23 protein-coding genes and 1 tRNA gene are annotated in these 21,335 nt (G+C 62.0%); 18 read left to right on the top strand and 6 right to left on the bottom strand.

What is annotated here, in order from left to right; translation table 11 throughout:
- Positions 1 to 74 precede the first annotated feature (74 nt).
- Positions 75 to 2,510, bottom strand: coding sequence for a ribonuclease R (gene rnr, locus EPN31_RS14195; protein ID WP_291774395.1), 2,436 nt, complete (start codon positions 2,508 to 2,510; stop codon positions 75 to 77).
- Positions 2,511 to 2,617: 107 nt separating this feature from the next.
- On the opposite strand from rnr, the gene EPN31_RS14190 reads away from it, so the two are divergent.
- From EPN31_RS14190 to EPN31_RS14105, 18 genes are all read left to right on the top strand, one after another.
- Positions 2,618 to 2,702, top strand: a tRNA-Leu gene (locus EPN31_RS14190).
- A 200-nt stretch (positions 2,703 to 2,902) separates the two neighbouring features.
- Positions 2,903 to 4,168, top strand: a complete 1,266-nt coding sequence (locus EPN31_RS14185; RefSeq protein ID WP_291774392.1) for an integrase arm-type DNA-binding domain-containing protein — start codon at positions 2,903 to 2,905, stop codon at positions 4,166 to 4,168.
- A 396-nt stretch (positions 4,169 to 4,564) separates the two neighbouring features.
- Positions 4,565 to 4,792: a transcriptional regulator gene (locus tag EPN31_RS14180; protein WP_291774389.1), complete on the top strand. Its 228-nt coding sequence runs from the start codon at positions 4,565 to 4,567 to the stop codon at positions 4,790 to 4,792.
- A 111-nt stretch (positions 4,793 to 4,903) separates the two neighbouring features.
- Positions 4,904 to 5,410 carry a hypothetical protein gene (locus EPN31_RS14175; RefSeq protein WP_291774386.1) on the top strand — a complete coding sequence of 169 codons (507 nt, stop codon included), beginning with the start codon at positions 4,904 to 4,906 and terminating at the stop codon, positions 5,408 to 5,410.
- Between the two features lie 108 nt (positions 5,411 to 5,518).
- Positions 5,519 to 5,770: an AlpA family transcriptional regulator gene (locus EPN31_RS14170; RefSeq protein ID WP_291774384.1), complete on the top strand. Its 252-nt coding sequence runs from the start codon at positions 5,519 to 5,521 to the stop codon at positions 5,768 to 5,770.
- A 2-nt stretch (positions 5,771 to 5,772) separates the two neighbouring features.
- Positions 5,773 to 6,459 (top strand): Rha family transcriptional regulator, encoded by a 687-nt coding sequence (locus tag EPN31_RS14165; RefSeq protein ID WP_291774381.1) that lies wholly within the window; start codon positions 5,773 to 5,775, stop codon positions 6,457 to 6,459.
- On the top strand, positions 6,459 to 6,698 hold the full coding sequence (locus EPN31_RS14160; RefSeq protein ID WP_291774379.1) for a helix-turn-helix domain-containing protein: 240 nt from the start codon (positions 6,459 to 6,461) through the stop codon (positions 6,696 to 6,698). Before EPN31_RS14165 ends, EPN31_RS14160 begins: the two co-directional genes overlap by 1 nt.
- On the top strand, positions 6,699 to 7,286 hold the full coding sequence (locus EPN31_RS14155) for a hypothetical protein (protein ID WP_291774377.1): 588 nt from the start codon (positions 6,699 to 6,701) through the stop codon (positions 7,284 to 7,286). It begins immediately after the preceding gene.
- Positions 7,279 to 7,518, top strand: coding sequence for a hypothetical protein (locus EPN31_RS14150; RefSeq protein ID WP_291774375.1), 240 nt, complete (start codon positions 7,279 to 7,281; stop codon positions 7,516 to 7,518). Before EPN31_RS14155 ends, EPN31_RS14150 begins: the two co-directional genes overlap by 8 nt.
- On the top strand, positions 7,511 to 7,825 hold the full coding sequence (locus EPN31_RS14145; protein WP_291774374.1) for a hypothetical protein: 315 nt from the start codon (positions 7,511 to 7,513) through the stop codon (positions 7,823 to 7,825). The genes EPN31_RS14150 and EPN31_RS14145 overlap by 8 nt, the downstream gene beginning before the upstream one ends.
- Positions 7,818 to 8,030 carry a hypothetical protein gene (locus tag EPN31_RS14140; protein WP_291774372.1) on the top strand — a complete coding sequence of 71 codons (213 nt, stop codon included), beginning with the start codon at positions 7,818 to 7,820 and terminating at the stop codon, positions 8,028 to 8,030. The genes EPN31_RS14145 and EPN31_RS14140 overlap by 8 nt, the downstream gene beginning before the upstream one ends.
- Positions 8,020 to 8,970: a toprim domain-containing protein gene (locus EPN31_RS14135; RefSeq protein WP_291774370.1), complete on the top strand. Its 951-nt coding sequence runs from the start codon at positions 8,020 to 8,022 to the stop codon at positions 8,968 to 8,970. The genes EPN31_RS14140 and EPN31_RS14135 overlap by 11 nt, the downstream gene beginning before the upstream one ends.
- The gene (locus EPN31_RS14130; protein WP_291774368.1) at positions 8,967 to 10,763 is read left to right on the top strand and encodes a DUF927 domain-containing protein; all 1,797 of its coding nucleotides are present in this window, start codon (positions 8,967 to 8,969) and stop codon (positions 10,761 to 10,763) included. Before EPN31_RS14135 ends, EPN31_RS14130 begins: the two co-directional genes overlap by 4 nt.
- 270 nt (positions 10,764 to 11,033) lie before the next feature.
- Entirely contained in the window at positions 11,034 to 11,468 is a 435-nt protein-coding gene (locus tag EPN31_RS14125) for a hypothetical protein (protein ID WP_291774365.1), read from the top strand.
- The gene (locus EPN31_RS14120; protein WP_291774362.1) at positions 11,465 to 11,818 is read left to right on the top strand and encodes a single-stranded DNA-binding protein; all 354 of its coding nucleotides are present in this window, start codon (positions 11,465 to 11,467) and stop codon (positions 11,816 to 11,818) included. The genes EPN31_RS14125 and EPN31_RS14120 overlap by 4 nt, the downstream gene beginning before the upstream one ends.
- Positions 11,819 to 11,833: 15 nt before the next feature.
- Positions 11,834 to 12,310 (top strand): hypothetical protein, encoded by a 477-nt coding sequence (locus tag EPN31_RS14115; RefSeq protein WP_291774359.1) that lies wholly within the window; start codon positions 11,834 to 11,836, stop codon positions 12,308 to 12,310.
- A gap of 9 nt (positions 12,311 to 12,319) precedes the next feature.
- Positions 12,320 to 12,772 carry an HGGxSTG domain-containing protein gene (locus EPN31_RS14110; RefSeq protein ID WP_291774356.1) on the top strand — a complete coding sequence of 151 codons (453 nt, stop codon included), beginning with the start codon at positions 12,320 to 12,322 and terminating at the stop codon, positions 12,770 to 12,772.
- A 123-nt stretch (positions 12,773 to 12,895) separates the two neighbouring features.
- Positions 12,896 to 13,909 carry a hypothetical protein gene (locus tag EPN31_RS14105; protein WP_291774353.1) on the top strand — a complete coding sequence of 338 codons (1,014 nt, stop codon included), beginning with the start codon at positions 12,896 to 12,898 and terminating at the stop codon, positions 13,907 to 13,909.
- A gap of 670 nt (positions 13,910 to 14,579) precedes the next feature.
- Here the strand turns inward: EPN31_RS14105 and EPN31_RS14100 are convergent.
- The 5 genes from EPN31_RS14100 to EPN31_RS14080 all read right to left on the bottom strand — a co-directional run bounded on the left by EPN31_RS14100 (position 14,580) and on the right by EPN31_RS14080 (position 21,227).
- Positions 14,580 to 14,906: a metalloregulator ArsR/SmtB family transcription factor gene (locus tag EPN31_RS14100; RefSeq protein ID WP_291774350.1), complete on the bottom strand. Its 327-nt coding sequence runs from the start codon at positions 14,904 to 14,906 to the stop codon at positions 14,580 to 14,582.
- Positions 14,907 to 15,154: 248 nt separating this feature from the next.
- Positions 15,155 to 16,705: an efflux transporter outer membrane subunit gene (locus EPN31_RS14095; protein ID WP_291774347.1), complete on the bottom strand. Its 1,551-nt coding sequence runs from the start codon at positions 16,703 to 16,705 to the stop codon at positions 15,155 to 15,157.
- On the bottom strand, positions 16,702 to 19,932 hold the full coding sequence (locus EPN31_RS14090; protein ID WP_291774344.1) for an efflux RND transporter permease subunit: 3,231 nt from the start codon (positions 19,930 to 19,932) through the stop codon (positions 16,702 to 16,704). Before EPN31_RS14090 ends, EPN31_RS14095 begins: the two co-directional genes overlap by 4 nt.
- On the bottom strand, positions 19,929 to 20,999 hold the full coding sequence (locus tag EPN31_RS14085) for an efflux RND transporter periplasmic adaptor subunit (protein ID WP_291774341.1): 1,071 nt from the start codon (positions 20,997 to 20,999) through the stop codon (positions 19,929 to 19,931). The genes EPN31_RS14090 and EPN31_RS14085 overlap by 4 nt, the downstream gene beginning before the upstream one ends.
- 21 nt (positions 21,000 to 21,020) lie before the next feature.
- Positions 21,021 to 21,227 (bottom strand): DUF2892 domain-containing protein, encoded by a 207-nt coding sequence (locus EPN31_RS14080; protein ID WP_291774338.1) that lies wholly within the window; start codon positions 21,225 to 21,227, stop codon positions 21,021 to 21,023.
- Between the last annotated feature and the right edge of the window lie 108 nt (positions 21,228 to 21,335).

The raw sequence follows: 21,335 nt of genomic DNA, 5'->3' as shown, positions 1-21,335 counted from the left end.
CCTAGTGTGCTGCAAGCCGTCATTGTAGTGCGCGGCACCGGCCGCCGGATCGGTCCGGGGGCCGGCGATTGCGGCTACGAGTGCCGTTTGCGCGGCGTCGTCTGGCGGGCCGCGCGTTTGGCCTCGGCGCGCCGTTGGCGCGCGGTGGTTCCCTTCAGGGCTGCGGGTTTGGTGCCGGCCGCTTTTTTATAGCCCCGGGACGGTTTGTGCGCATCGCCGTCGATCTCGGCCTGCAGGGATTTGTAGTCCTCTTTGCGTACCGGTCGGAAGTCGATGCGACGCGCCTCGAGGTCGACGCGCGAGACCTGAACCTGCAGTGCGTCGCCCAATTGATGGCGGATGCCAGTGCGTTCGCCGCGTAGTTCGTTCAGTGCCTCGTTGTATTGATAGTAGTCGTCACCCAGTTCCGAGATGTGCACCAGGCCCTCGACATAGAGCGTGTCCAGCGTGACGAACACGCCGAAGCTGGTCACGCTGCTGATGTGGCCGCTGAAGACCTCGCCCACATGTTCGCGCACGAACCAGCATTTGAGCCAGGCTTCCACATCGCGCGATGCCTCGTCAGCCCGCCGCTCGCGAGCTGACAGCCAGATCCCCAGCGCCTCCCAGGCATCGTGCTCGCGCACCCGCGCCGGCAGAGCCGGATCGGGTGCAGGCCCGGGCAGGGCCGGCGGCTGGTAGCGCTGTTTTCGCAGGATGCTGCGGATGACTCGATGCACCAGCAGATCAGGGTATCGCCGGATGGGCGAGGTGAAGTGTGCATAGTGTTCGTAGGCCAGGCCAAAGTGGCCGGTCTGTTCTGGACTGTAGATGGCCTGCTGCATGGAACGCAGGCACATCGTCTGGATCGCGGCAAAATCCGGCCGGGCTCGGCTGGCGTCGATGAGCTTCGCATAGTCGCTGGTGCTGGGTTCTTCGCCGCCGTCCAGCGTCAGGCCCAGATGGCGCAGGTAGTCGCGCAGCGCCTGCAGCTTTTCGGGCGTGGGGCCGTCGTGCACCCGGAACAGCGCCTGGCGCTCGTTGCGCACGATAAAGTCCGCCGCGCTGGTATTGGCGGCCAGCATGCATTCTTCGATCAGCTTGTGGGCGTCGTTGCGTGTCGTGGGTTCGATGCGCTCGATCTTCCCCAGCGGATTGCAGACGATGCGCGTCTCCACGGTATCGAAATCGATGGCGCCGCGCTTGCGGCGCGCTGTCGACAGTGCCTGAAAGAGTTCGTGCGCGGTTTGCACATGCGGGTACAAGTCGCCCAGGTTCTGCGCCGCCGGCCCTGTCGGCTGTTGCAGCGCAGCCCAGATATCGTCGTAGGTGGTGCGCGCGTGGGAGTGAATGACCGCCTCGTAGAACTGGTAGGCCGTGACGGTGCCGGCCTTCGCGCCACCCGCCGGAATCATCATGTCGCAGACCATCACCAGTCGGTCCAGGTCCGGGTTCAGCGAACAGATTCCGTTGGACAGTGCCTCAGGCAGCATGGGGATCACGCGGCGTGGAAAATACACGCTGGTGCCGCGTTCCAGCGCGTCATCGTCCAGCGCCGACTGCGGCCACACGTAGTGGCTGACGTCAGCGATGGCGACTAGCAGCCGCCAGCCCGGTCGTGCGCGCTTGGCCGTGCCCAGGTCGGTGGCCGTGCAGAATACGGCGTCGTCGAAGTCGCGAGCGTCCTCACCATCGATGGTGATGAAGGGAATATCGCGCAGGTCGACGCGGCCTGCTGTTTCACTGGCAGCTACTTGGTCGGGAATTGCCTTGACCTGGCGTTGCGTAGCCTCTGAGAAGTCCACCGGGACGTCGAATTTGCGTACTGCAATCTCGATTTCCATGCCTGGATCGTCGATCTCGCCCAGAACCTCTGTCACCCGGCCCAGGGGCTGCATATGGCTGGCCGGCTGGCGCAGGATCTGCACCGTCACGACCTGACCGGACTCGGCTCCTGCCGTGTCTTGTGCGCCAATCAAGATGTCGTGCTTGATGCGCTGGTCTTCGGGTGCGACGACGAATGTGCCGTGCTCCTTCAGGAATCGCCCGACCAGCTTGAGCGTGCGCCGCTCCAGAACTTCGACAATGGCGCCTTCGGGACGGCCCCGGTATTCGCCGGTTGCCTTCACCCGGACCCGGTCACCATGCAGGACCTTGTCCATTTCGTGTGACGAAAGATACAGGTCGGGGCTGCCGTCGTCGGGAATCAGGAAGCCGAAACCATCCCGGTGACCCTGGACGGTGCCGGTAATGAAGGTGGTGTTGTTGCAGATCTGTAGCCGGCCCTGGGGGTTGAACCTCAGTTGGCCATCGCGTTCCATGGCCTTGATGCGCCGGATGAAGCCGGCAGAGGGCGGAATCTCCGCATCGGCGGTATCCGCCAGGGCCTCCAGTGAAAGCGGCTTGCCGGAGGTCCGCAGAATCGACAGAATCTGCTCGCGGCTGGGAACCTTTGGGTCGAAGTCGGGCGGCAGATCTGCCTGTGATGAGGAAGCGTCGCGGTTATTGTCGTTGTTGATTCGCTTTTTCAAAGGGTGTTTGCATCCAAAAAATTTGTGTTGTATAGTTCTGCTTCTGTCCAAATCAGCACCAGATTCGGCGGTTTCGGACAGAAGCGATAGCATACACGTTATGCTGTGCCCAGGTGGCGGAATTGGTAGACGCGCATGGTTCAGGTCCATGTGCCGCAAGGTGTGGAGGTTCGAGTCCTCTCCTGGGCACCAGTGGGTACTTTTAACGGTACCAATATCGTCTCATGTAGTCCGACGATAAGACAACAAAACCCGCATGAACGTTGAGTTCTGCGGGTTTTTTGCATTCAGCCGCTCTAACGGCGTCCGATGTTCGTCCAATAGAATCTATTGCTTTTGGGTACCTGTTTAGGTACTTTGTTTGGGTACCTGACGCCAAAGTACCCAAATCCATGCCGAAACTCGCCCAGCAAATCAGTGATCTGGCCGCCCGAAAAGCCCGCCCCAAAGATGCTGCCTACACGTTGGCTTCTGGCAACGGTCTGCACCTGGTCATCCAGCCGTCCGGGTTGAAGCAGTGGCAGGTGCGCTACCGCACCCCTGAGGGCAAGCGCGGGAAAAAGATCGTGGGGGTGTACCCCGAGATGAGCATTGCCGACGCCCACAAGGCCGCCGAGGAACTGCACCAGCGGGTACGGTTGGGTGAGCAGCCGGTGGGGATGGTTGACCGCATCAAGGCGGCGAACCGGGCCAAGACTGAGGAAGAGGTACAGGCGGAACAGGCGGCCAAGGATGCGCGGGATCATTCCTTCACTGTGCTGTCTGATGCCTGGCTGGCGGATCGCAAGCCGGGATGGGCCACGGCCACCTATGACAAGGCGGTATTCATCGTCAGAAAACGCCTGCAGCCCTTTATCGGCACTCTGGACGTGCGCATCATGGCCAGCAAGGACGTGGTGGACGTGCTGCACCAGATGGGTACCAATGCCCCATCCCTGGCACGGAAGGCTCGCCAGTACCTGAATGGTGTCATTGAATACAGCATCCAGCGCGGTATGCGCGGTGACGATCAGGTGCTGAGGCTGCGTGGCGTTCTGCCCAAGTACCGCAGTGGCCACATACCGGCCATCACCAAGGTGCAGGGTATCGGGCCACTTATGCGGGCGGTCGATGCGTACCCCGGCGTCATCGTGCGCGCCGGGCTCTTGCTGGCGGCCTACACGGCCTGCCGCCCCGGCGTGGTGGCTTCTGCCGCCTGGTCGGAGATCGACCTTGACCGGGCAGAGTGGACGATTCCGGCCGCCAAGATGAAGATGCGTCATGAGCATGTCGTGAGCCTGCCCACCCAGGCGGTGGCGCTGCTGCAGGGCGTGCGCCAGTACAGCGGCGGTGACTACGTCTTCCCCGGTAGTCAGAGCAACGAACACATGCACCGGGACGCCTTGAGCAAAGCCTTGCGGGATATGGGCTTCAAGGGGCGGCACGCCACCCACGGCTCCCGGGCCATGCTGCGCACCGTGGCGCGCGAACGGCTGAAAATCGATGTGGATGTGCTGGAAGCCCAGTTGGCCCACGCAAAGAAGGACGAAATTCAGGCGGCCTATGACCGGGCACGGTTCGAGGATGAACGGCGCCAGGTGATGCAGACCTGGGCGGATTTCCTGCAGGAGCAGGCAGGACAGAAAACTGTCGTCGAGATGCGGCGGGCTGCCGGATGATGATTTCCATGTTCCTTACCGTTTTTGGTGGTGCCACAGGTGCTACACGTGCCGCAGCCTCTATCCATGTGGGTTTCCGCGTGGCACCGCATGTTTTCAGTAGTGCCACAGGTGCCACAAAATGGGTAAGGGCCAGCTTCTGGTAATGGACTGTGGATAACTTTTTCCGGTGTGGTTCGCTGTAACTGTTCAATTTTTGACCAAAGTGCACAGCCATTGGACAGTGGTTTGTATGGCTGATTTCCGTAAAAGCGTAAGAAAGTTATCCACTGATACGCATTCGCATAATGGGCCTTATGTAAAGTATGCGTACGTTATAGACTATTATGATTGCACAGAGAGATACTAAGCGATAGCATGTAGGTACACAATCGCAGTCCATCGGACAGGATACCTATGACCCCAGAAGAATTTTCCCAAGCGCTCGCCGCCCTAGGCTGGAAGCAAAGCGACTTCTGCCGCATGGCTGGCGTCAACAAGTCCACCCCTAGCCGCTGGGTGACGCTGGATGCGCCGATTCCTGAATGGGTGCCTCGGTTCCTCGGCATGGCGGGGGAGGTTCAGCGCCTGTACGAAACCTATGTGAAGCCGCCGAAGGCTCCCAGGCAGGCGGCCAGCAAATGATCGTGTGACACCGTTATGCCAGCACCTAGCCCGACGGGGCGAAAAGCCGGAAACATCCACCGGCCTGGTGCTGGCACCTATTTCCTTGGATGGTGCATGGGATGGCGCGGTATGAAGGCCAGAGAAAAAGGCAAAACAGACGGGCTGCGACAGCTACTCGAATATCTCGGTAGTGAAACGCCTGCGCAAGCTGGTTCCCTCCTTATCAGATTCGCGGCGGCTATAAGGGCGGCGAAGGATATAAAGGCCATATGCTTGGATGAAAAAAACGGCATTAGCTACGCAATAAAGGCCATCGAGGCTATGCAGCCTCTGGACCCTTTCACTGTTCTCCATCTGGCGCTGACTGAGCAACAGATAGAGGAACGCCTGAGGAATATGCGCAAAGATCGCGCAACCAAGGGGGCGGTTGCGAGACACCAAAAGAAGAATGGAAAGGACAAGGGATTAGTCCGGGAACTGTGGTTGGAGTGGCAAAAGGAACCAGGAAAATACGTGAGCAAGGCGTCGTTCGACCGTGACATGCTGGATAAGGTAGAGTCCGTCGCGTCCATCAAGACAATAACGAAGTGGCGTGTTGATTTGCAGAAAGAGCAAGCGTTGCACGTTTCCACCTAACCCCCCCGTCTGCTGAGCAGACAACCCCCTCTGCCGGGCAAGCGGGTTATTCCAGTTGTCCGTAAATGCTCAGATGTGTTCATAGCGTTTTTCTTGGAGCTATGAGCTATGAGCAGCGTCAATACCGCACAAGCGGTAACCCTCGATAATCCCTTGCCCGCCAAGGGCTTTTCCCGCCAGCCGGCCGTACGCAAATTCGCCGGCGGCGTCGCGTCGAGCACCTTGTGGTTGTGGGTGCGCCAGAAGAAGATCCCGGCCCCCATCAAAATCAGCCCCCGCGTGGCTGCGTGGCGCAATGAAGAGCTGCACCAGTGGGCGGCTGACCCCCTGGCCTGGCAGGCCGCTCACAAGGGGGCTTGATCGTGCAGACGACCAAAGAAATGGGCCGCAACTCTGGGGGGAGCGCGGCCCTGACGACCAAGGCAGATTCTATCACCCTCTCGGGCACGGAAGCCGAACCGCGCGTCGATTCCCGCTTGCTCGCGCAGTACCTGGGCAATCAGCACCAGCATGTGCGTGAACTGCTCGCTGATTATGCCGAGGACTTCCGTCAGCTCGGACTTCTCCGGTTTGAAACGGAGGCAGTGAAAGAAGCGGGAGCGCGTGGCACGAAGTATGTCAAGTTCGCCCTGCTGAACGAGGATCAGGCCTACCTGTTGCTGACCTACAGCCGCAACACCAAGCGTGTGCCCGAACTGAAGGTGCGCCTTGTCCTAGCCTTCCGTGAGGCGCGCCAGCGCGCCGATCTTCACAGCGCTGAGTACCTGCCCACCTACCACGACTTGCACGACGAAATCGCCCGGCTCGCCCACGATTCCAGCAACGCGAGGTTCGTGCATCTGAACGTGAACCGCGCCATTAATCAGGCGGTGGGGATCGAATCGGGTAGCCGCAAGTACCTGAGCACGGCATGCCAGTCCATCCTGGTGGTGGCGCAGTCCGTCGCGGCCCAGGCCATGGCTGGCGCGCACAACCACCATCAAGGCTATCAACAGGCCAAGGCCGCATTGCAGCGGCTGGAAACTGTCCTGATCGGGAGGGCTGCGTGATGCCTACTGACAACCGCTCCACCAGTGCCGACAGCCAGCGCACGCGGATCATGCAGGCTCTCGTCACCGGCCCCAAGACCAGCTATGACCTGCGGCGCATTGGCTGCTACCAATGCCCCACCCGGGTCCTGGAGCTGCGCCGGATGGGCCACGACATCCGCACCCAGCGCGTGAGCATCTGGGACGCGAACGGCTACCGCCATTGCGGCGTGGCGCTCTACTCGCTGGAGGTGGCCTGAATGGCGGCGCTCCAGATCGTGCTCGCGTGGATGTTCACGGCCTGCCGTTGCCTGCGCAAAGGGGGCGGTGAAACGCCGCTTGCCAGCGGGCCGGAGATCGTCCAGAATATCCCTGTGCCGAAAACAACCGGCACCGGGTTTGGCGACCTGTGTAGCTCATGGCGAATGAACCGCCGCCCCATGGCGGTTTTTCATTTGCTTGCCATGTCACCTATGGGCGGCAATGGCGGGGATACCTTCGGGTATGCCGGTACTCATGAGCGCCGGTTCGCCAACCCCGCCATTTGCTGCCCTCCATCGTTTGGCGACGGTGAGGGCGGTTCAACCGCTCATGGAGGCCATGACATGGCTGCATTACCCATCTCTGCGCGTTCTGCGCTCACCTTCCCCCTGACCCAGAAAGAAGCCCGCCATAGTGCGCGCTTGTGGTTCATTGGGTCCCCTACCCACACGCTTACCGAATGGCGCGACCTCCGGTGTCGGGCGCATTGTGTCGGCCTGCCGGAGCTTCTCGAGCGCGCTGAGGCGTTCAACGAAGCATTCAGCCAGGAACTGGCCAGCATCATCGCGGGGGTGAACCATGAATAGCCCCATCCTGAATGCCCGTACCTGCGGTACCACGTTGTGGCGTTTCCACGGCTACCGTAAATCTGCGGCTGGCTTTATCTGCGAAGTGATCACCCCCGCTGGCGCGCACATTCATGAGTCCCTGGCGCTGTTCGTTCAGAACGTCTCGGGCCGTGGTGAATGGGACAACGATCCTGAGGACATTGCGGCCATGCTAGAGCTGGCTCGTGTGAGGGGGGTGATCCATGAATAAGTCCTTGCAAGCGTGCCTGACCAGAATCAGCGACAGCGCGCTGAAGGCCGTTTCTGATGGCCGTGTACATGGGCGTCCGTTCGCGGAGTTTACAGAGGAGGCGCAGGTCATTTTCGGCGGCATTCAGACGATCATCGAGCTGGTGCAGGTCAACGGGCTGCGACAGGACGACGATAACGCCATGACGCCCAGCGAGGTGGAATCACTTGTATCGCTGGTGCGCGCAATGTCGGGAGTCATGGCATGTCGCGCTGACCACCTTGCAGACTGGGCCAATGAGCGCGTGGGGGAGGCCAGCCATGAATAAGGATCTGGAGCGGGTGTGCGTCCTCGCGGCGCGTATCGAAGAGCAACAGGAAGAGGTAATCGCCATGCTGGCGGGCGCGGCTGCACTGGTCGCCAACGATGACACGGCCAACGCTGACATGCTGCTGTTTCAGGCGATGAAGCACCTGGCCGATAAAGAGAACCTGCAGAAGCTGCGCAAAGCGGCGGGGGGTGATGATGATTGACTACCAGCTCCTGCGGCTCGCCCTCACTGCTGGCGGCCTGATCCCTGGCGACATCGAGGCCGGGCGGCTGATCCGCTGCAAGGTCGAGGGCGACCACGGCGGCAAGAAGTCCGGGGCCTATCGGCTCTTCGATGACGACCTGCCCGCCTGCCCATGGTGGAACTGGAAAGCGGGGACGTCTGGCGTCTGGGTGTCCGATGACAGGCCGCTCACCGATGCGGACCGCATCCGCCACCGGCAAATGGTGGAGCAGGCCCGCCGTGAACGCGAGCTGGAGCAGGCCGCGCAGTGGGCGAAGAACCGCGATTACCTGGCGCGCTTCTGGGGCGAGGCGGCACCGCTCACACCAGACTGCGCAGCCGGCCTCTACCTCGCGCGCCGTGGTTTGCCGGTTCCCACCAGCGATGCGCTACGGTTCGTGCCGGGCCTGGATTACTGGCACGACGACGGCAATGTGAGTGTGCATCCAGCGATGCTCGCGGCGGTCACTTCACCCGATGGCGTCCTGGTGGCGCTGCACCGTACCTACCTGACCGACGATGGCCACAAGGCCAGTGTTCCCACCGTGAAGAAGTTGACCCGCACGGCGGGATCTATGGCTGGGGCGTCCATCAAGTTGGGCGCGCCGGTCTTGCGACCCGATGGGCAGCTGGGCCTGGCCGTTGCCGAAGGAATCGAGACGGCCATTGCGGCGGCGGTCCTGACCGGCGTTCCCACCTGGTCCTGCGTATCGGCGCACGGCCTCGAGGCGTTCACCCCGCCCCCAGGAGTGCATAGCCTCTACATCATGGGCGATCACGACGAATCGGGTACTGGCCAGAAGGCAGCGGCGGGGCTGGCCAAGCGCGCGGCGGCAGCCGGCCTGGTGGCTCGCGTGCTGCTGCCGGATGCGGTGGGTGATTGGGCCGATGAATTGATTTCCCGGAGGGCAGCGGTATGAGCGCAGCGGAAATAGCGGAACTGCGGGCCAGTCGCGCAGTGCTGGATGTGGATGCAGCTAACCCTGCCGATCCCTTCCCGGCGATGAATGAGCGGCCCACCTGGCGCTGCTATGACGACGCGGTGGAGCGCCACGGCAAGAAGGTACCCGCCGGGGTCTGGTACCACGGGCTGAAGGATGGCAAGGCGGATATGCCGCCCATACCGACAGATACGTGGATCTGCGGGCCGCTACACGTCGAGGCGACAACCGCCAATCAGGAAGATGGCGATCACGGGCGGTTGCTTCGCTACCGCAACGTCTCGGGCAACTGGAAGCCGTGGGCCATGCCCATGCAAATGCTCGCGGGTGATGGTGTGGAAGTGCTGGCCGTGCTGCTGGCCGATGGCCTGGCGCTGGATCGCAAGAACAAGGCGCGCATCCTGGATTACATCAACAGCCAATTCACCCGCAAGCGCATGCGGGCGGCGACCACCACCGGATGGTACGGCAAGGCGTTCGTGCTGCCCGACGAGGTGATCGGCGCTGATGATATCTGGTATCAGGCAAGTGAACGCACGGCACCGTACGGGAAGGCTGGCACGCTGCAAGGCTGGCAGACGGAGGTGGCCGCGCTGGCTGTGGGCAATCCGATGCTGACCCTTTGCATTTCGGCGGCACTCGCCGGCGTCCTGCTGGAACGGGTGAACCGCGACGGCGCGGGCCTGCACCTGTTTGGTGATTCCAGCACCGGCAAGACATCGGCCCTGCAGGCGGCTACTTCGGTCTGGGGCGGTCCGGCCTTCCGGCGCACCTGGCGGGTGACATCGAACGGCCTGGAGGGGGCGGCACGGATGCATACCGGCACCTTGCTGGCGCTCGATGAAATCGGTGAAGTGTCTCCCAGGGACCTGTACGAGTGCGCCTATGCATTGATCAATGGCCACGGCAAGACGCGGGCGAACGTGCGGGGTGAGGCCCGGCAGGTATCCCGCTGGCGGGTGTTCGTACTATCCACGGGGGAAGTGACCCTCGGATCACGCATGGCAGCAGGCGGCATCGAGGCGAAGGCCGGGCAGTCCCTGCGCTTGCTGGATGTCCCCGTCTCTGGCCAGTACGGCGCGTGGGATGACCTGCACGGCTTTCCTTCCGGGGCGGGGCTGTCTGACGCGATCCGCAATGGCGCGGCTCACCACTACGGCCATGCTGGCCCCGCCTTTGCCCGGGCGCTTATCGGGAACGCCGACACGCTGGACCTGGCGGGCAGGCTGGAGGCCATCACCAGTCGGCTGGGGGCTGTGGACGGCCAAGAGACGCGGGCGGCGTGCGTGTTCGCGCTGTGTGCCCTGGCCGGGGAGATTGCGGCCGGCACCGGGATTGCGCTGTGGAAGCCGCTCACGGCGGTAGAGGCTGCCATCCATGCGTTCGGCCTGTGGCGAGATCACCGGGCGACCGGCGGGCGCAATGCTGAGGACGTGGCGATCCTGCGCAAGCTCGCAGACTTCATGGACCGGCATGGCGGTAGCAGGTTCGCCAGCATTGAGGGCGGCGACGATGCGCACCTGATCCGGGATCAGGCTGGGTATGTAGATCGGTCCGGCGGTTCCGTGGTGTACCTGTTCAATTCTGGGGGGCTGCGTGAGGCCACCAAGGGGTACGACCTGAACCGGGTGATTGCGGCGATTGATCGGGCTGGTGGGTTCGCCAAAAAGGGCAACCAGAAGACGGCGATATCGACCCGCACCCCGGACGGGCGCACCCCGCGTCTGTACCACATTGACCCTGACCGGATCATGGATGAGGCGACGAAATGACCGGAATCGACTTCTCACCCCTAAAAAACGGGCGCCACGAGTGCCACACGGGCCGCAGCCTTATTTGGCGCGGCTTTCGGCGTGGCACCGTCACACTTTCGAAGTGCCACAAGTGCCACAAATCGGGATCACCCCGTTATTTTGTGGCACCTGTGGCACCACGAAAAACCCATAGTGCCACGCGGAGACCCGCATGGATACTGGCCTTGGCACCTGTGGCACCCGTGGCACCCCAAAAACGGGGAAGGGAAACAAGTTTGGAGGCTGGCCATGCCCAAAACTGACATGCTCGCCGGTCTGGATGCTTGGCTGGCGGCGCCGGCAGCGGGTGATTCCGCGACCCTCACGGCACCGGCACCGGACCTGAGAAAACCTCAGATCGGAACCGTACCAGCGACCGGCAAGGCGGCTGCCAACGATCCAGCCCGAGGCGGCGACCACATGACTTTTCATGACCTGGCGGAAAGCCCCCAGGTGAAGGTACGCACCGAGGTACGCGCGGAAACAGAGGTCACCACGGTATCAGCCCAGGCCATCGAGTGGCGACCTTTGGCCGATGCCTATTACCGCCATCACTTCGCCTGCGGGCAGTGCATTGCCGCCGGGATGAACCCCGATCTGCGACGGTGTGATGCGGGGATGGAGCTATGGACGGCCTACCGGCTGGCGTTCGACAAGGCGACTGACAAGAGGATCACGCAATGATTGACACAATCATACAAGGCAAGCTCTACGGTGCACCGAAGACCGGCACCGGGCGTAACGGCAACACCTACACCACGGCCAAGCTTCGCGTGGCGACGGCGGGCGGCGACACGCTCATGGTGAGCGTGATCGTCTTTGACGAGGCCGCGCAGCACGTCCTGCAGGCCCTGGCTGACGGCGATGCGGTGGCGATGACAGGGACACTCACGCCGAAGGTCTTCCAAGCGAAGGATGGCACATGGAGGCCCGGTCTGGATCTTGTCGCGCAGGCGGTCATGAGTCCGTATCAGGTTCGCCACAAGCGGGCTGTGGTCGGAAAGACGGGCATTACGGAAATCAACGAAGGCTAAAGAAGAGGTTTCAACATGAAGGTTTTCAACAAGCAAGACAGCAACCAAGACAGTGCCCCAGCCGTACAGGAGGCCACCGGGAAGCGCGATGTCACTATCAAGGCCGATCTGAAACGGCACCCCGATCATGTGGTGGCCGAGACTGACGCCGCACGATGGGTTATCCCGCTCACAAACGATGAGCGTTTCCAGATCGCAAAAGCCTACGAAGAGGCAAAGGACGCTGAGACAGAGTCGTTAATCGTGGAGAACTTTACGCGCCACATTTACCAGACTACGGCTTCAAAGTTCAGCGTGGAGATTTCGCCTATCTCGCCCGGCAAGGTGTTGCTCAATGCCGCTGCCGGAGACGGAATGGGCGGCATTGCAGAAGTTGTCCGATACGAAGATGTCGGGCAGACCATCAACAAGTGGGTCCTGAGGTATCAGCGGCGGCGTTTGGATCTGGTGGCCGACCTGGTGGCCGTGCTGGGTTTGCCGGACGACGATTAGGAGAGCCACATGGCCAGAATGTCATACCGTGCGGCTGTAGCGTTTCTAAGTGTTCCCCCTGAAGAGCGTCTCGCGCAGGCGCAGGTGGACACCGATCGATGCCGCGCTCAGGTCATCAAAGCGGAGGTCGACCCGGACTCGGAGATGGGGCGGCACCTCATGAAGAAGTTGCGCGCCACCGGTGAGAACCTGTGCCTGGCCAAGACTCGGGAGGGGCACCCGTGCCGCCGTGTCGGCTCTGGCAAAGGTGGGCGCTGCAAGCTGCACGGTGGAGCGAGTACCGGGCCGCGCAGCGTCGAGGGATTGCTCAAGACCACGTTGAACATTGCGAACTGGCACCGTCGGCGGCTGGGTATGCCGGAGGTTGACCCTGTGACGATGTGCGAAGTCACGGGGGAAGTCACAGGGAAAAAGGTCGCGGGTAGCCGGGCTAAAAAAATCCATGGGGTTTGTGCAACTTAGCGGGCGGTGTGCGGGCGCTCGCAGATCTGCGGAACCTTGACAGGCACTAGACAGATTCAACCACCACCCCGCACAACACGCCGCCCCATCCGAGGCTGCGGAACATCCTTGAAGAGATTGAGAATGCGATTCTACGAACTAAACATGTACGCGCCCGGTGCGTCGAAGCCGTCCCGTACTTGGACGACTCACCCGAATGGTGTTTGGGATCCTGGGGCATTGATGCTTGGATTTGACGTGATCGCGACGCCGTACGCTACGCCGGTTGGCGGCAGCACTTTGACACTCTGGGGCGTGAGCCTGCAGGATCTGGCGCAATCCTCAAACTTCGGGCGGCACTACGATGCGCAGGGAAATTACCAACCCGGCGTAACGCTGGAGCTTCTGGGCGGCATGGCAAAAGGCCTGCCACTTGCCGATCCGACCCAGCGCGGATTGCTCATGGTCGGCGAAGTAGTGCAAGGCTTCGGAAACTGGCAGGGTACCGACCAGCACATTAGCCTTGTGATCTATCCGTCCGTTTACACGATGGAACATCCCGGCAATTTCGTGCTCGTCTGGAGGCGTGGGCAGAAGCTCTCGGAAGCCTTGGAAAGCTGCCTCAAGATGGCGTATCCGAACAACCCGGTAGAGGTCTCAATCTCTGACCAGATCATTGCCGACCAAGATATGCCGCACGTTTGCGGCACTTTGAGCGGGCTGGCCATGGCGATCAAGGACACTTCGGAGGAAGTCCTCGGCCCACGCCATTGGGTGGACATTGCCATCCGAGGGCGGACTATCGTAGCCTACGACGGCACCGTGCAGCCGGGGGTGGTTCAGCTGAACATTCCAGACCTGCTCTCTCAGCCGACATGGGTCGATGTGGGCACGATGCAGATTGACGTCGTGCTGCGTGGTGATGTACAGGTCGGTGGTCTGGTGAGGATGCCGCCAGCGCTGACCAACTCCCCGGGCATGGTGGGGATGACATCGAACGCATGGCCCGGGGTATACAACTATCAGGCGACGTTCTCCGGTGACTTCAAGGTGACAGGGGTACGCCACGTAGGAAACAGCCGCAGCCCCGACGGCACCCAGTGGGCAACGCATCTGCGGTGCGTCCCGAATACCCCGCTCAAGAGGGCCGGTGGTTGACGCTTGTCGCCGGAGGCCGCCTCGCCTACACCTGTCGGCAAGGGCGGCACTGTTGCTCTTCGAGGGTTCCGAACCCCGGGCTTCTAACCTGGGTAACATCGGAGCCCTTCGCTTTTGTGGCTTCGGCACGCACCTGGTACGCGCGGAAAAGGAAAGTAGCCAAAAGAAGGCAAGCAATGATTTTTGGGTACCAGTTTGGGTGCTTTCAAAAGCCGAATGTTCGGAGAATGGCGTATTTGCTGATTGTTTGTTGCCTCTCCTGGCACCACAAAGTCATTATACAAATCCCTGTAAATTCGACGATTTACAGGGATTTTTGTTTGGGCTCCAGCCACCTGTTGATGTGGCTGCCCATGTCTTGCGCCCTGGTCAGCCATTTCACAGCAGGACGTCGAGCCCTATGAGGCTATGAGGCGGCGCTGTCATCCGGTGGCGGCGTCGCGCCGCCCTCGTTTTCCCAGCGGTCTGGACATTGGCATTCATATAGCGCGTGGCCACACTGTGGGCAGATTTGCGGGTCCTGTGGCGCTTTGTCCTTGGGCCGCGGGGTCCCAGACGGAGTATCGGTCTGTACCATGTCAGATCCCTCCTGAAAAGGATTGCCCTTTGACCGTACTTCCGCCCCTCGTCACTGTCAACCATGGCGCATGCGGGGGTAGGGGTATGTTCCCTATGAAGAGCAATAGATGCGATGCAGCGTGGCGACCATCTGTTCCGCCGGACCGGCGCATAGTGAATACCACATGGTTTGCGCCTCTCTGCGCGCCACGACGAGACCGTCCTGCCTCAGCTTGGCAAGATGCTGCGAAAGTGCGGACTGGCTGATTGCCGGGAAGTGAGCATGTATGGCTCCGACATTGCGCTCACCCTCGGTCAGCAAGCACAGGATCCGCAGGCGACGCGGGTTCGCCAAGGCCCGCAACAGGGCCGCGGCCTCTTCCGCATGCGCGTCCAGTCCCGATGTATCAAGATCTAGAATCTTTTCCAATGTTTCCATTTCCCGCCCGTGTGGTCCGAGCGGACGGGGCGTCGTCCGCTCGTTGGCCACGATTTGGGCAATGACTGTTTTCCCGCAATCCGATCGATCCGTTGCCGATAGGGGTACAGCGTCTGAATGGAGGCGGCCTCAGGAAGGTCACCGTCTTATTTTAGCATTCATTAATTTAGATGAATCTAATATATATCACTCTGGGCATATCGAGCTCTCTGGGAATGCCTTTCCAGCGGCCCGCATCGCAGCGGAACTCATGGCTGCGATGGGCGAGCTGAGGCCGGATGGCCCCCACCCAGCGCCAGATAGAGCGCCGTCGTGTCTGCGTAGCGCTGAATCGCGGCCGCAACGAACGCAAGCCGTGCCGTGCGATACTGCATTTCGCCCGCCAGCAGGGCGGGACGATCGATCTCTCCGGCGCGGTACTGCGCGCTGCTGAGGGCAAGAGACTGCTTGGCCGCCAGCATGGTCTGTTCCCGAGATTGAGAATCGTCGGCGTCATGTCGCAACGCCTGCAGGACATCGGCAACCTCGAGAAACGCTTTCAGGACCGTCGACCGGTACCGGGCGAGTTCCGCGCGATAGGCCGCCTCAGACGCCTGTTTTTCCGCTCGAAGCGTGCCACCTTGGAACAGGGGCATGATCAGTCCGCCCGCCAGATCCCAGATACGGCTGGCTGGGTTGAAGAAAGTCGCGGCTGTATTGCTTTGTCTGCCGAAATCGGCCGTGATCTGGATCCTGGGATACAGGCGCGCCGCTGCTTCGCCGACTTGGGCGTTGGCTGCGCGCAACTGCGCTTCGGCCGCGCGGATGTCTGGCCGTGCATTGACCAGAGAAGACGGCAGGCTGAGCGGCAACTCCTGGGGCAGGGCCAGCTCTGAGAACGAGGGGATTTTCTCTTTGCCCGCGTTGCCGGGGAACTCGCCAAGATAGATGTCCAATCGATGATGCACCTGATCGAGGTCCTTCTGCCGCTGGGTCAGTTGCGACTGGATGTCGAGAGACTGTTTCTCTTGCGCCAGCATTTCGAATTGAGAGATGGCACCCAAGCGGTAGCGTGCACGGGTCGATTCCAGTATGTTTTGCGAGGCATTCCAGTTGTCTGTCAGTGTGCGGATGGTCTCCTCCAGGCGTGCGATGTCCAGAACGGTGCTGACGACACGGCCGGTGATGGTCAGTTGCGCAGCCGCGAGCTGTTCGCGGGCCACGTCGGCCTGGGCGTCCGCTCCTTTGATTTGCTGCCGGGTCAGGCCGAAGACATCGGGCAAGTAGCTGACCGAAACCCGCCCTGTGTGAAGGTCGAACAGCTGAGGCCCCGTCATGCCGTTGCTGGAGGCTCCCGAATCTCGTATTCGGCCGCTCGAGACCCCCGCGCTGGCTTGTGGAAACAGGCCACCTTGGCTTGCTCGCAGCTGATATTCGGCCTGTTCCAGCGTTGCCTGTGCGGCAGCAATGTCCGGATTATGGGCCAGCGCTTTGTCCACCAGGGCACTCAGGGCCGGTGAGTGGAAATTGTCCCACCATCGTTGCTCGACCGGTCCGCCATAGCGGATATTCTGCTTTTCGATCGTTGTGGTGGGGGAGCCAGCGTCGCCAGCGGGTAACTGGGCGGGCAGCGGCTGGTGCGTATACCGGGATACTGCCGGCGGGGATGGTTTCTGATACGTGGGCCCGACGGCGCAGCCCGACAGAACCAGGCTGATCGCGACCATGGCCCATGGCCGGCCGGCCGCGCGCGACCGGCCGCCGGCCTGGCCGGGGCGCGCCACGCGGGTGTCGGGGGTTCGGGGTGAGGGGGTCGTCACGATGGAGTTTTCTCGTTCGGGGTACCGTGGCGGTTCAGCCAGGCGAAATACAGCAGCGGGATGATCAGCAGGGTCAGAAGCGTGGAGACCAGGATCCCGAAGACCAGCGATACCGCCAGCCCCTGGAAGATCGGGTCGCTCAGGATGAAAAAGCCGCCGATCATGGCTGCGAAGGCCGTCAGCATGATTGGCTTGGCGCGTATCGCGGCCGCATCGACGACCGCCTGGGCCAGTGGCTTGCCGCCCGCGAGCGAGAGATCGATGAAATCGATCAGCAGAATTGAATTTCGCACAATGATGCCCGCCAGTGCGATCATGCCGATCATCGATGTCGCGGTGAATTGCGCGCCCAGCAGCGCATGGCCGGGCATGACCCCGATGATGGTCAACGGGATCGGCGCCATGATGATCAGAGGCATCATGTAACGCTTGAAGTGTGCAACGATCAGCAGATAGATCAGCACCAGTCCCGCAGCGTAGGCGATACCCATGTCGCGGAAAGTCTCGTAGGTGATCTGCCATTCGCCGTCCCATTTCACGGTGTATGCGGTCGGATCGTTAGGCGGGCTGACGAAGGTTTGCGCCAGTGTGTGGCCGTCGATCTTCTCCCGATTCAGCGTCGATACCATGGAGAACATGCCGTATAGCGGACTGTCGGTGCTGCCTGCATCGTCGGCGGTGACGTAGGTGTAGGGCCGCAGGTCCTTGTGGTAAATCGCCTTTTGACCCGGGGCCCGCTGCACGCTGACGACAGACGCCAGGGGGACCAGGGCCCCGGTGCTGGCGCGCAGCCGCAGGCCCAGCAGGGCGTCGAGTGCCGCCTGATCGCCCGCCCTCAGGCGCAGCCGGATCGGGATGGCCTGGCGCGTGCGGCCGTTCATCATATAGGTAGCGTCGGCGCCCGCCTGCGACGACCGGATTGCCTCTACGATGTCCGCCTGGTTCAGTCCGAGGCGGCTGGCGCGGGGCCGATCGACTGCGAGAATGGTCCGCACTGAATCCGCTTCGACGCTGGTGTCGATGTCCACCAGATCGGTGTCATTCCGAAACTTCGTCGTCAGGCCTTGGGCAAGCGTTTGCAACGTCGCGTAGCGGGGACCATAGATCTCGGCGACGATAGGCGCCAGGACGGGCGGTCCCGGCGGCACTTCCACCACTTTGACGGAGGCACCGTACTGGGCACCGATCCGGGCCAGCATGGGCCGGACTGCCCGGGCGATCGCGTGGCTCTGGCGCGATCGCTCGCTCTTGTCCACCAGGTTGACTTGGAGATCACCGACTACAGGACCACTGCGCAGATAGTATTGGCGGACTAGGCCGTTGAAGGTTACCGGCGCGCTGGTGCCCGCGTAGCCCTGATAGTCCAGGACTTCGGGGACATTGTTCAGCGCCTGGCTCATCTGGACCAGCAACTGGTTCGTGGTCTGCAGCGTACTGCCTTCGGGCATGTCGACCACGACCTGAAATTCGGATTTATTGTCGAACGGCAGCATTTTCAGGATCACCGCCTTCATGACCACCAGGCCAATGGCGCCAAGCACCAGCAGGCCCATGGCGGCAAACAGCAGGGATCGTCGGCGTGCGGCTTGTCGTCCTTCAAGGAAAGGCGTCATCAGGTGCCGGAATGTTCGTGACAGGCGGCCTTCGCGCCCGTTTTCCGCAGCCGACGGTGCGGTGGGCTCGTGGTGCCGCCCCAGTAGTCGCAGCGAAAGCCAGGGCGTTACGATCAGCGCCACGGTGAGCGACAGCAGCATGCCCGCCGAGGCATTGATGGGGATCGGTCGCATGTAGGGGCCCATCAGGCCCGAGACGAACGCCATGGGCAGCAAGGCGGCGATCACCGTCAGGGTGGCGAGGATGGTCGGGCCGCCGACCTCGGAGACGGCTTCCGGGATGACTTCGAGCAGATTGCGGCCGCCTAGTGCCCTGTGGCGGTGGATGTTCTCGACCACTACGATGGCGTCGTCCACCAGAATTCCGATTGAAAAGATGAGGGCGAATAACGACACCCTGTTCACCGTGAACCCCATGGCCCAGGATGCAAACAGTGTCAGCATGAGCGTGATGATCACGGCGCTGCCGACCACGATGGCCTCGCGCCAGCCCAGGGTCAGCAGGACGAGTGCGACAACCGACAGCGTCGCCAGAAACAGGTGGTTCAACAGGCTTCCCGCCTTGTCGGTGGAAGTCTGGCCGTAATCACGCGTGACCGCGATGTGAACCCCCGCCGGGATGTCGATTCCGCTGAGCGTGTCGATCTGGTGGCGAACCGCCTGGGTGATGTCGGCGGCATTGGTGCCGGACAGCTTCGTAATGGCCAGCGTCAGGGCGGGAGCCATGCCGGTGGCGGGGCCACCCCGGCCTGGCGGGGTGCCGAACCAAACGTAGCGTTCCGGATCGTCCGCGCCTTGCCTGATGTCCGCCACATCGGACAGGAGGACCGGTTGGCCGTTTTTCGTGCCAATCACGAGACCGGCAAGGTCACCTTCGCCGAGATGCGTTCCGGCAGTCAGCGGGATGTCGTGGTCGTCCGCGATGCGGCTGCCCGCCTGTGCGACGATGTTGGCCGACCGCAGCGTCTGGATCAGATCGTTGAGCGTCAGCCCGTAAGCGGATAATTTTGCCGGGTCGAACCGTAGCACGGTTGCCCGATCAGGGGTGCCGATCGTATAGACATCGCGGGTGCCCGGGATGCTCTTGATGTGCGATTCGAGCGTGTGGGCGACTGCGGCGAGATCCACGGGACCGCGCTGCGAATCATCGGTCCACAGCGTCAGGGCCATGATCGGGACATCGTCGATGCCCATGGCGTGGACAAGAGGTTGGCCTACGCCCAAATGGGCCGGCCAGAGGTCCCGGTTCTGGGCGATCTGGTTATGGAGCCGCACTAGGGCGGTCTGCCTCGGCACGCCCACCTGGAACTCCACCGTCAGTATGGCCACTCCGGGCCGGCTGACGGAATAGATGTGCTTGACGCCCTGCATCCCGGCCAGGCGCTCTTCCAGCGGTGAGGCCACGAGGTTTTCGACATCCAGTTCGTTTGCTCCCGGGAAAGGCACGGTGACATTCGCCATCGTGACGTCGATCTGCGGCTCTTCTTCCCGGGGCGTGATGAGCAGCGCCGCGAGGCCGATCAGCACGGCGGCGATGGCCAGAATCGGTGTCAGCGGGTGATCCTGGAAGGTGCGGGCGACCCGGCCGGCGAAGCTCAGCGGGGGAGTGGTCACGGGTGTGGCCCTCCGGCGGCGTGTTGTCGGGCTAGGTACTGTGCGGCGGCTGTGGTGTCGGTCACGATCCTTTCTCCCGCCCGCAGACCGGCCAGAACCTCGATCAGACCACCGGACTCGCGGCCCAGACGCACCTGGCGCAGGCTCAGATCGTCATTCGGGCCCAGGACATACACGGCGGCAAGTTCGCCTCGGCTGATGATGTCGCTGGAGGGAATCAGAAGCCGTGGCAGGCCAGGCACTGGGAAAGCGACCGGAACCGTCATCCCAGGATAGAGGTTCTCGATCTTGCCGGGCAAATCGACACGGACGTGGATAGTGTGGCTGGCGGGGTCCGCGTAAGGAAAAACCGTGATCCGGATGCCGGTGATGTCCCGGTTTCCGTCGAGCCGTATGGTGGCCTCGTTCGCGGTGCGGATTGCTGCTGCCCTTGTTTGCGGTACGACCGTGTCCACTCGCAGGGAGTCCAGGGCCGCGATGGATAGTATCGGCTGTGGTTCGGGCGGCCCGGACTGTACGGCCTGACCTGCCTGCACAAAGCGACGCAGGATGACACCATCGAATGGTGCCCGGATTACGGTGTAGCTGACTTGCTGCTCGGCGCTATGAACGGCAGCCTGTGCGGCATCCAGATTGGCGCGACTGGTATCTCGCCGGGCGGTTGCCGCGTCGAGCTGGGCTTGGGAGTTGGCGTGCTGCTGGGAGAGTTCGGCGGTGCGTTTCCAATGGATCCCCGCTTCGCGGGATTCGGCCCGAGCCGCGGTGAGCCGGGCCTGCGCACTGCGCAGGCCCGCCTGCTGTTCGACGTCGCTCAGGCGCGCCAGCACAGCGCCTTTGGTGAAAGAGTCGCCGACGTCAAACGGTAGTTCAAGCACTTTCGCATTGGTTTGCGCCGCAATCGTCGTGTCCCTGGTGGCTTCCACTACCCCGTCCCAAACTTCATACTGGACCGGCGAAGTGGATTCGACGGTCTGGGTTGGCAGCGGGATCGGCGCTGATTGGGCCACGCACTGGGCGGCCACAGGAACCAAGGCCAGCAGCATGAGGCTGCGCGAAGTTGCAAGCATGGTGTGCCTGTGTTTGAGCTGTCAGGATGGAAATGCGCAACCCGGTTTCAGACCGAGCTTTTTCAGGATCTTGGCCAGTGGGCAGAATCCGGTGAAGGCGGATTGGAACAAGTTCAGACCAACGAATGCCGTCAGCCAGAACCAGTAGGGGGATATGAAATAGCCCAGCCCGAGGCTGATCAGGACCACGGCGCCGGCAAAGGCCAGAACTGCGCGTTCGATTGTCATGAGGTTCTCCAGTGAGTGTTTTGTGTGGCTGTCGGCCTGAGAAGGCCCGTATCGGTGCTTGCCAGGGGTGCTGCTGGATCGACAGTCGGCCAGAAAAACATTTGTTTA

The organism is Castellaniella sp., assembly GCF_004321985.1.
Lineage (GTDB): Bacteria > Pseudomonadota > Gammaproteobacteria > Burkholderiales > Burkholderiaceae_B > Castellaniella.
This window is presented reverse-complemented; position numbering and strand designations above follow the sequence as displayed.

Bases quoted from the DNA above. Each gene is read 5' to 3' on its own strand.
- EPN31_RS14185 (WP_291774392.1), top strand. From the start codon at position 2,903: ATGCCGAAACTCGCCCAGCAAATCAGTGATCTGGCCGCCCGAAAAGCC.
- EPN31_RS14180 (WP_291774389.1), top strand. From the start codon at position 4,565: ATGACCCCAGAAGAATTTTCCCAAGCGCTCGCCGCCCTAGGCTGGAAG.
- EPN31_RS14175 (WP_291774386.1), top strand. From the start codon at position 4,904: ATGAAGGCCAGAGAAAAAGGCAAAACAGACGGGCTGCGACAGCTACTC.
- EPN31_RS14170 (WP_291774384.1), top strand. From the start codon at position 5,519: ATGAGCAGCGTCAATACCGCACAAGCGGTAACCCTCGATAATCCCTTG.
- EPN31_RS14160 (WP_291774379.1), top strand. From the start codon at position 6,459: ATGCCTACTGACAACCGCTCCACCAGTGCCGACAGCCAGCGCACGCGG.
- EPN31_RS14155 (WP_291774377.1), top strand. From the start codon at position 6,699: ATGGCGGCGCTCCAGATCGTGCTCGCGTGGATGTTCACGGCCTGCCGT.
- EPN31_RS14150 (WP_291774375.1), top strand. From the start codon at position 7,279: ATGAATAGCCCCATCCTGAATGCCCGTACCTGCGGTACCACGTTGTGG.
- EPN31_RS14145 (WP_291774374.1), top strand. From the start codon at position 7,511: ATGAATAAGTCCTTGCAAGCGTGCCTGACCAGAATCAGCGACAGCGCG.
- EPN31_RS14140 (WP_291774372.1), top strand. From the start codon at position 7,818: ATGAATAAGGATCTGGAGCGGGTGTGCGTCCTCGCGGCGCGTATCGAA.
- EPN31_RS14135 (WP_291774370.1), top strand. From the start codon at position 8,020: ATGATGATTGACTACCAGCTCCTGCGGCTCGCCCTCACTGCTGGCGGC.
- EPN31_RS14130 (WP_291774368.1), top strand. From the start codon at position 8,967: ATGAGCGCAGCGGAAATAGCGGAACTGCGGGCCAGTCGCGCAGTGCTG.
- EPN31_RS14125 (WP_291774365.1), top strand. From the start codon at position 11,034: ATGCCCAAAACTGACATGCTCGCCGGTCTGGATGCTTGGCTGGCGGCG.
- EPN31_RS14120 (WP_291774362.1), top strand. From the start codon at position 11,465: ATGATTGACACAATCATACAAGGCAAGCTCTACGGTGCACCGAAGACC.
- EPN31_RS14115 (WP_291774359.1), top strand. From the start codon at position 11,834: ATGAAGGTTTTCAACAAGCAAGACAGCAACCAAGACAGTGCCCCAGCC.
- EPN31_RS14110 (WP_291774356.1), top strand. From the start codon at position 12,320: ATGGCCAGAATGTCATACCGTGCGGCTGTAGCGTTTCTAAGTGTTCCC.
- EPN31_RS14105 (WP_291774353.1), top strand. From the start codon at position 12,896: ATGCGATTCTACGAACTAAACATGTACGCGCCCGGTGCGTCGAAGCCG.
- EPN31_RS14100 (WP_291774350.1), bottom strand. From the start codon at position 14,906: ATGGAAACATTGGAAAAGATTCTAGATCTTGATACATCGGGACTGGAC.
- EPN31_RS14085 (WP_291774341.1), bottom strand. From the start codon at position 20,999: ATGCTTGCAACTTCGCGCAGCCTCATGCTGCTGGCCTTGGTTCCTGTG.
- EPN31_RS14080 (WP_291774338.1), bottom strand. From the start codon at position 21,227: ATGACAATCGAACGCGCAGTTCTGGCCTTTGCCGGCGCCGTGGTCCTG.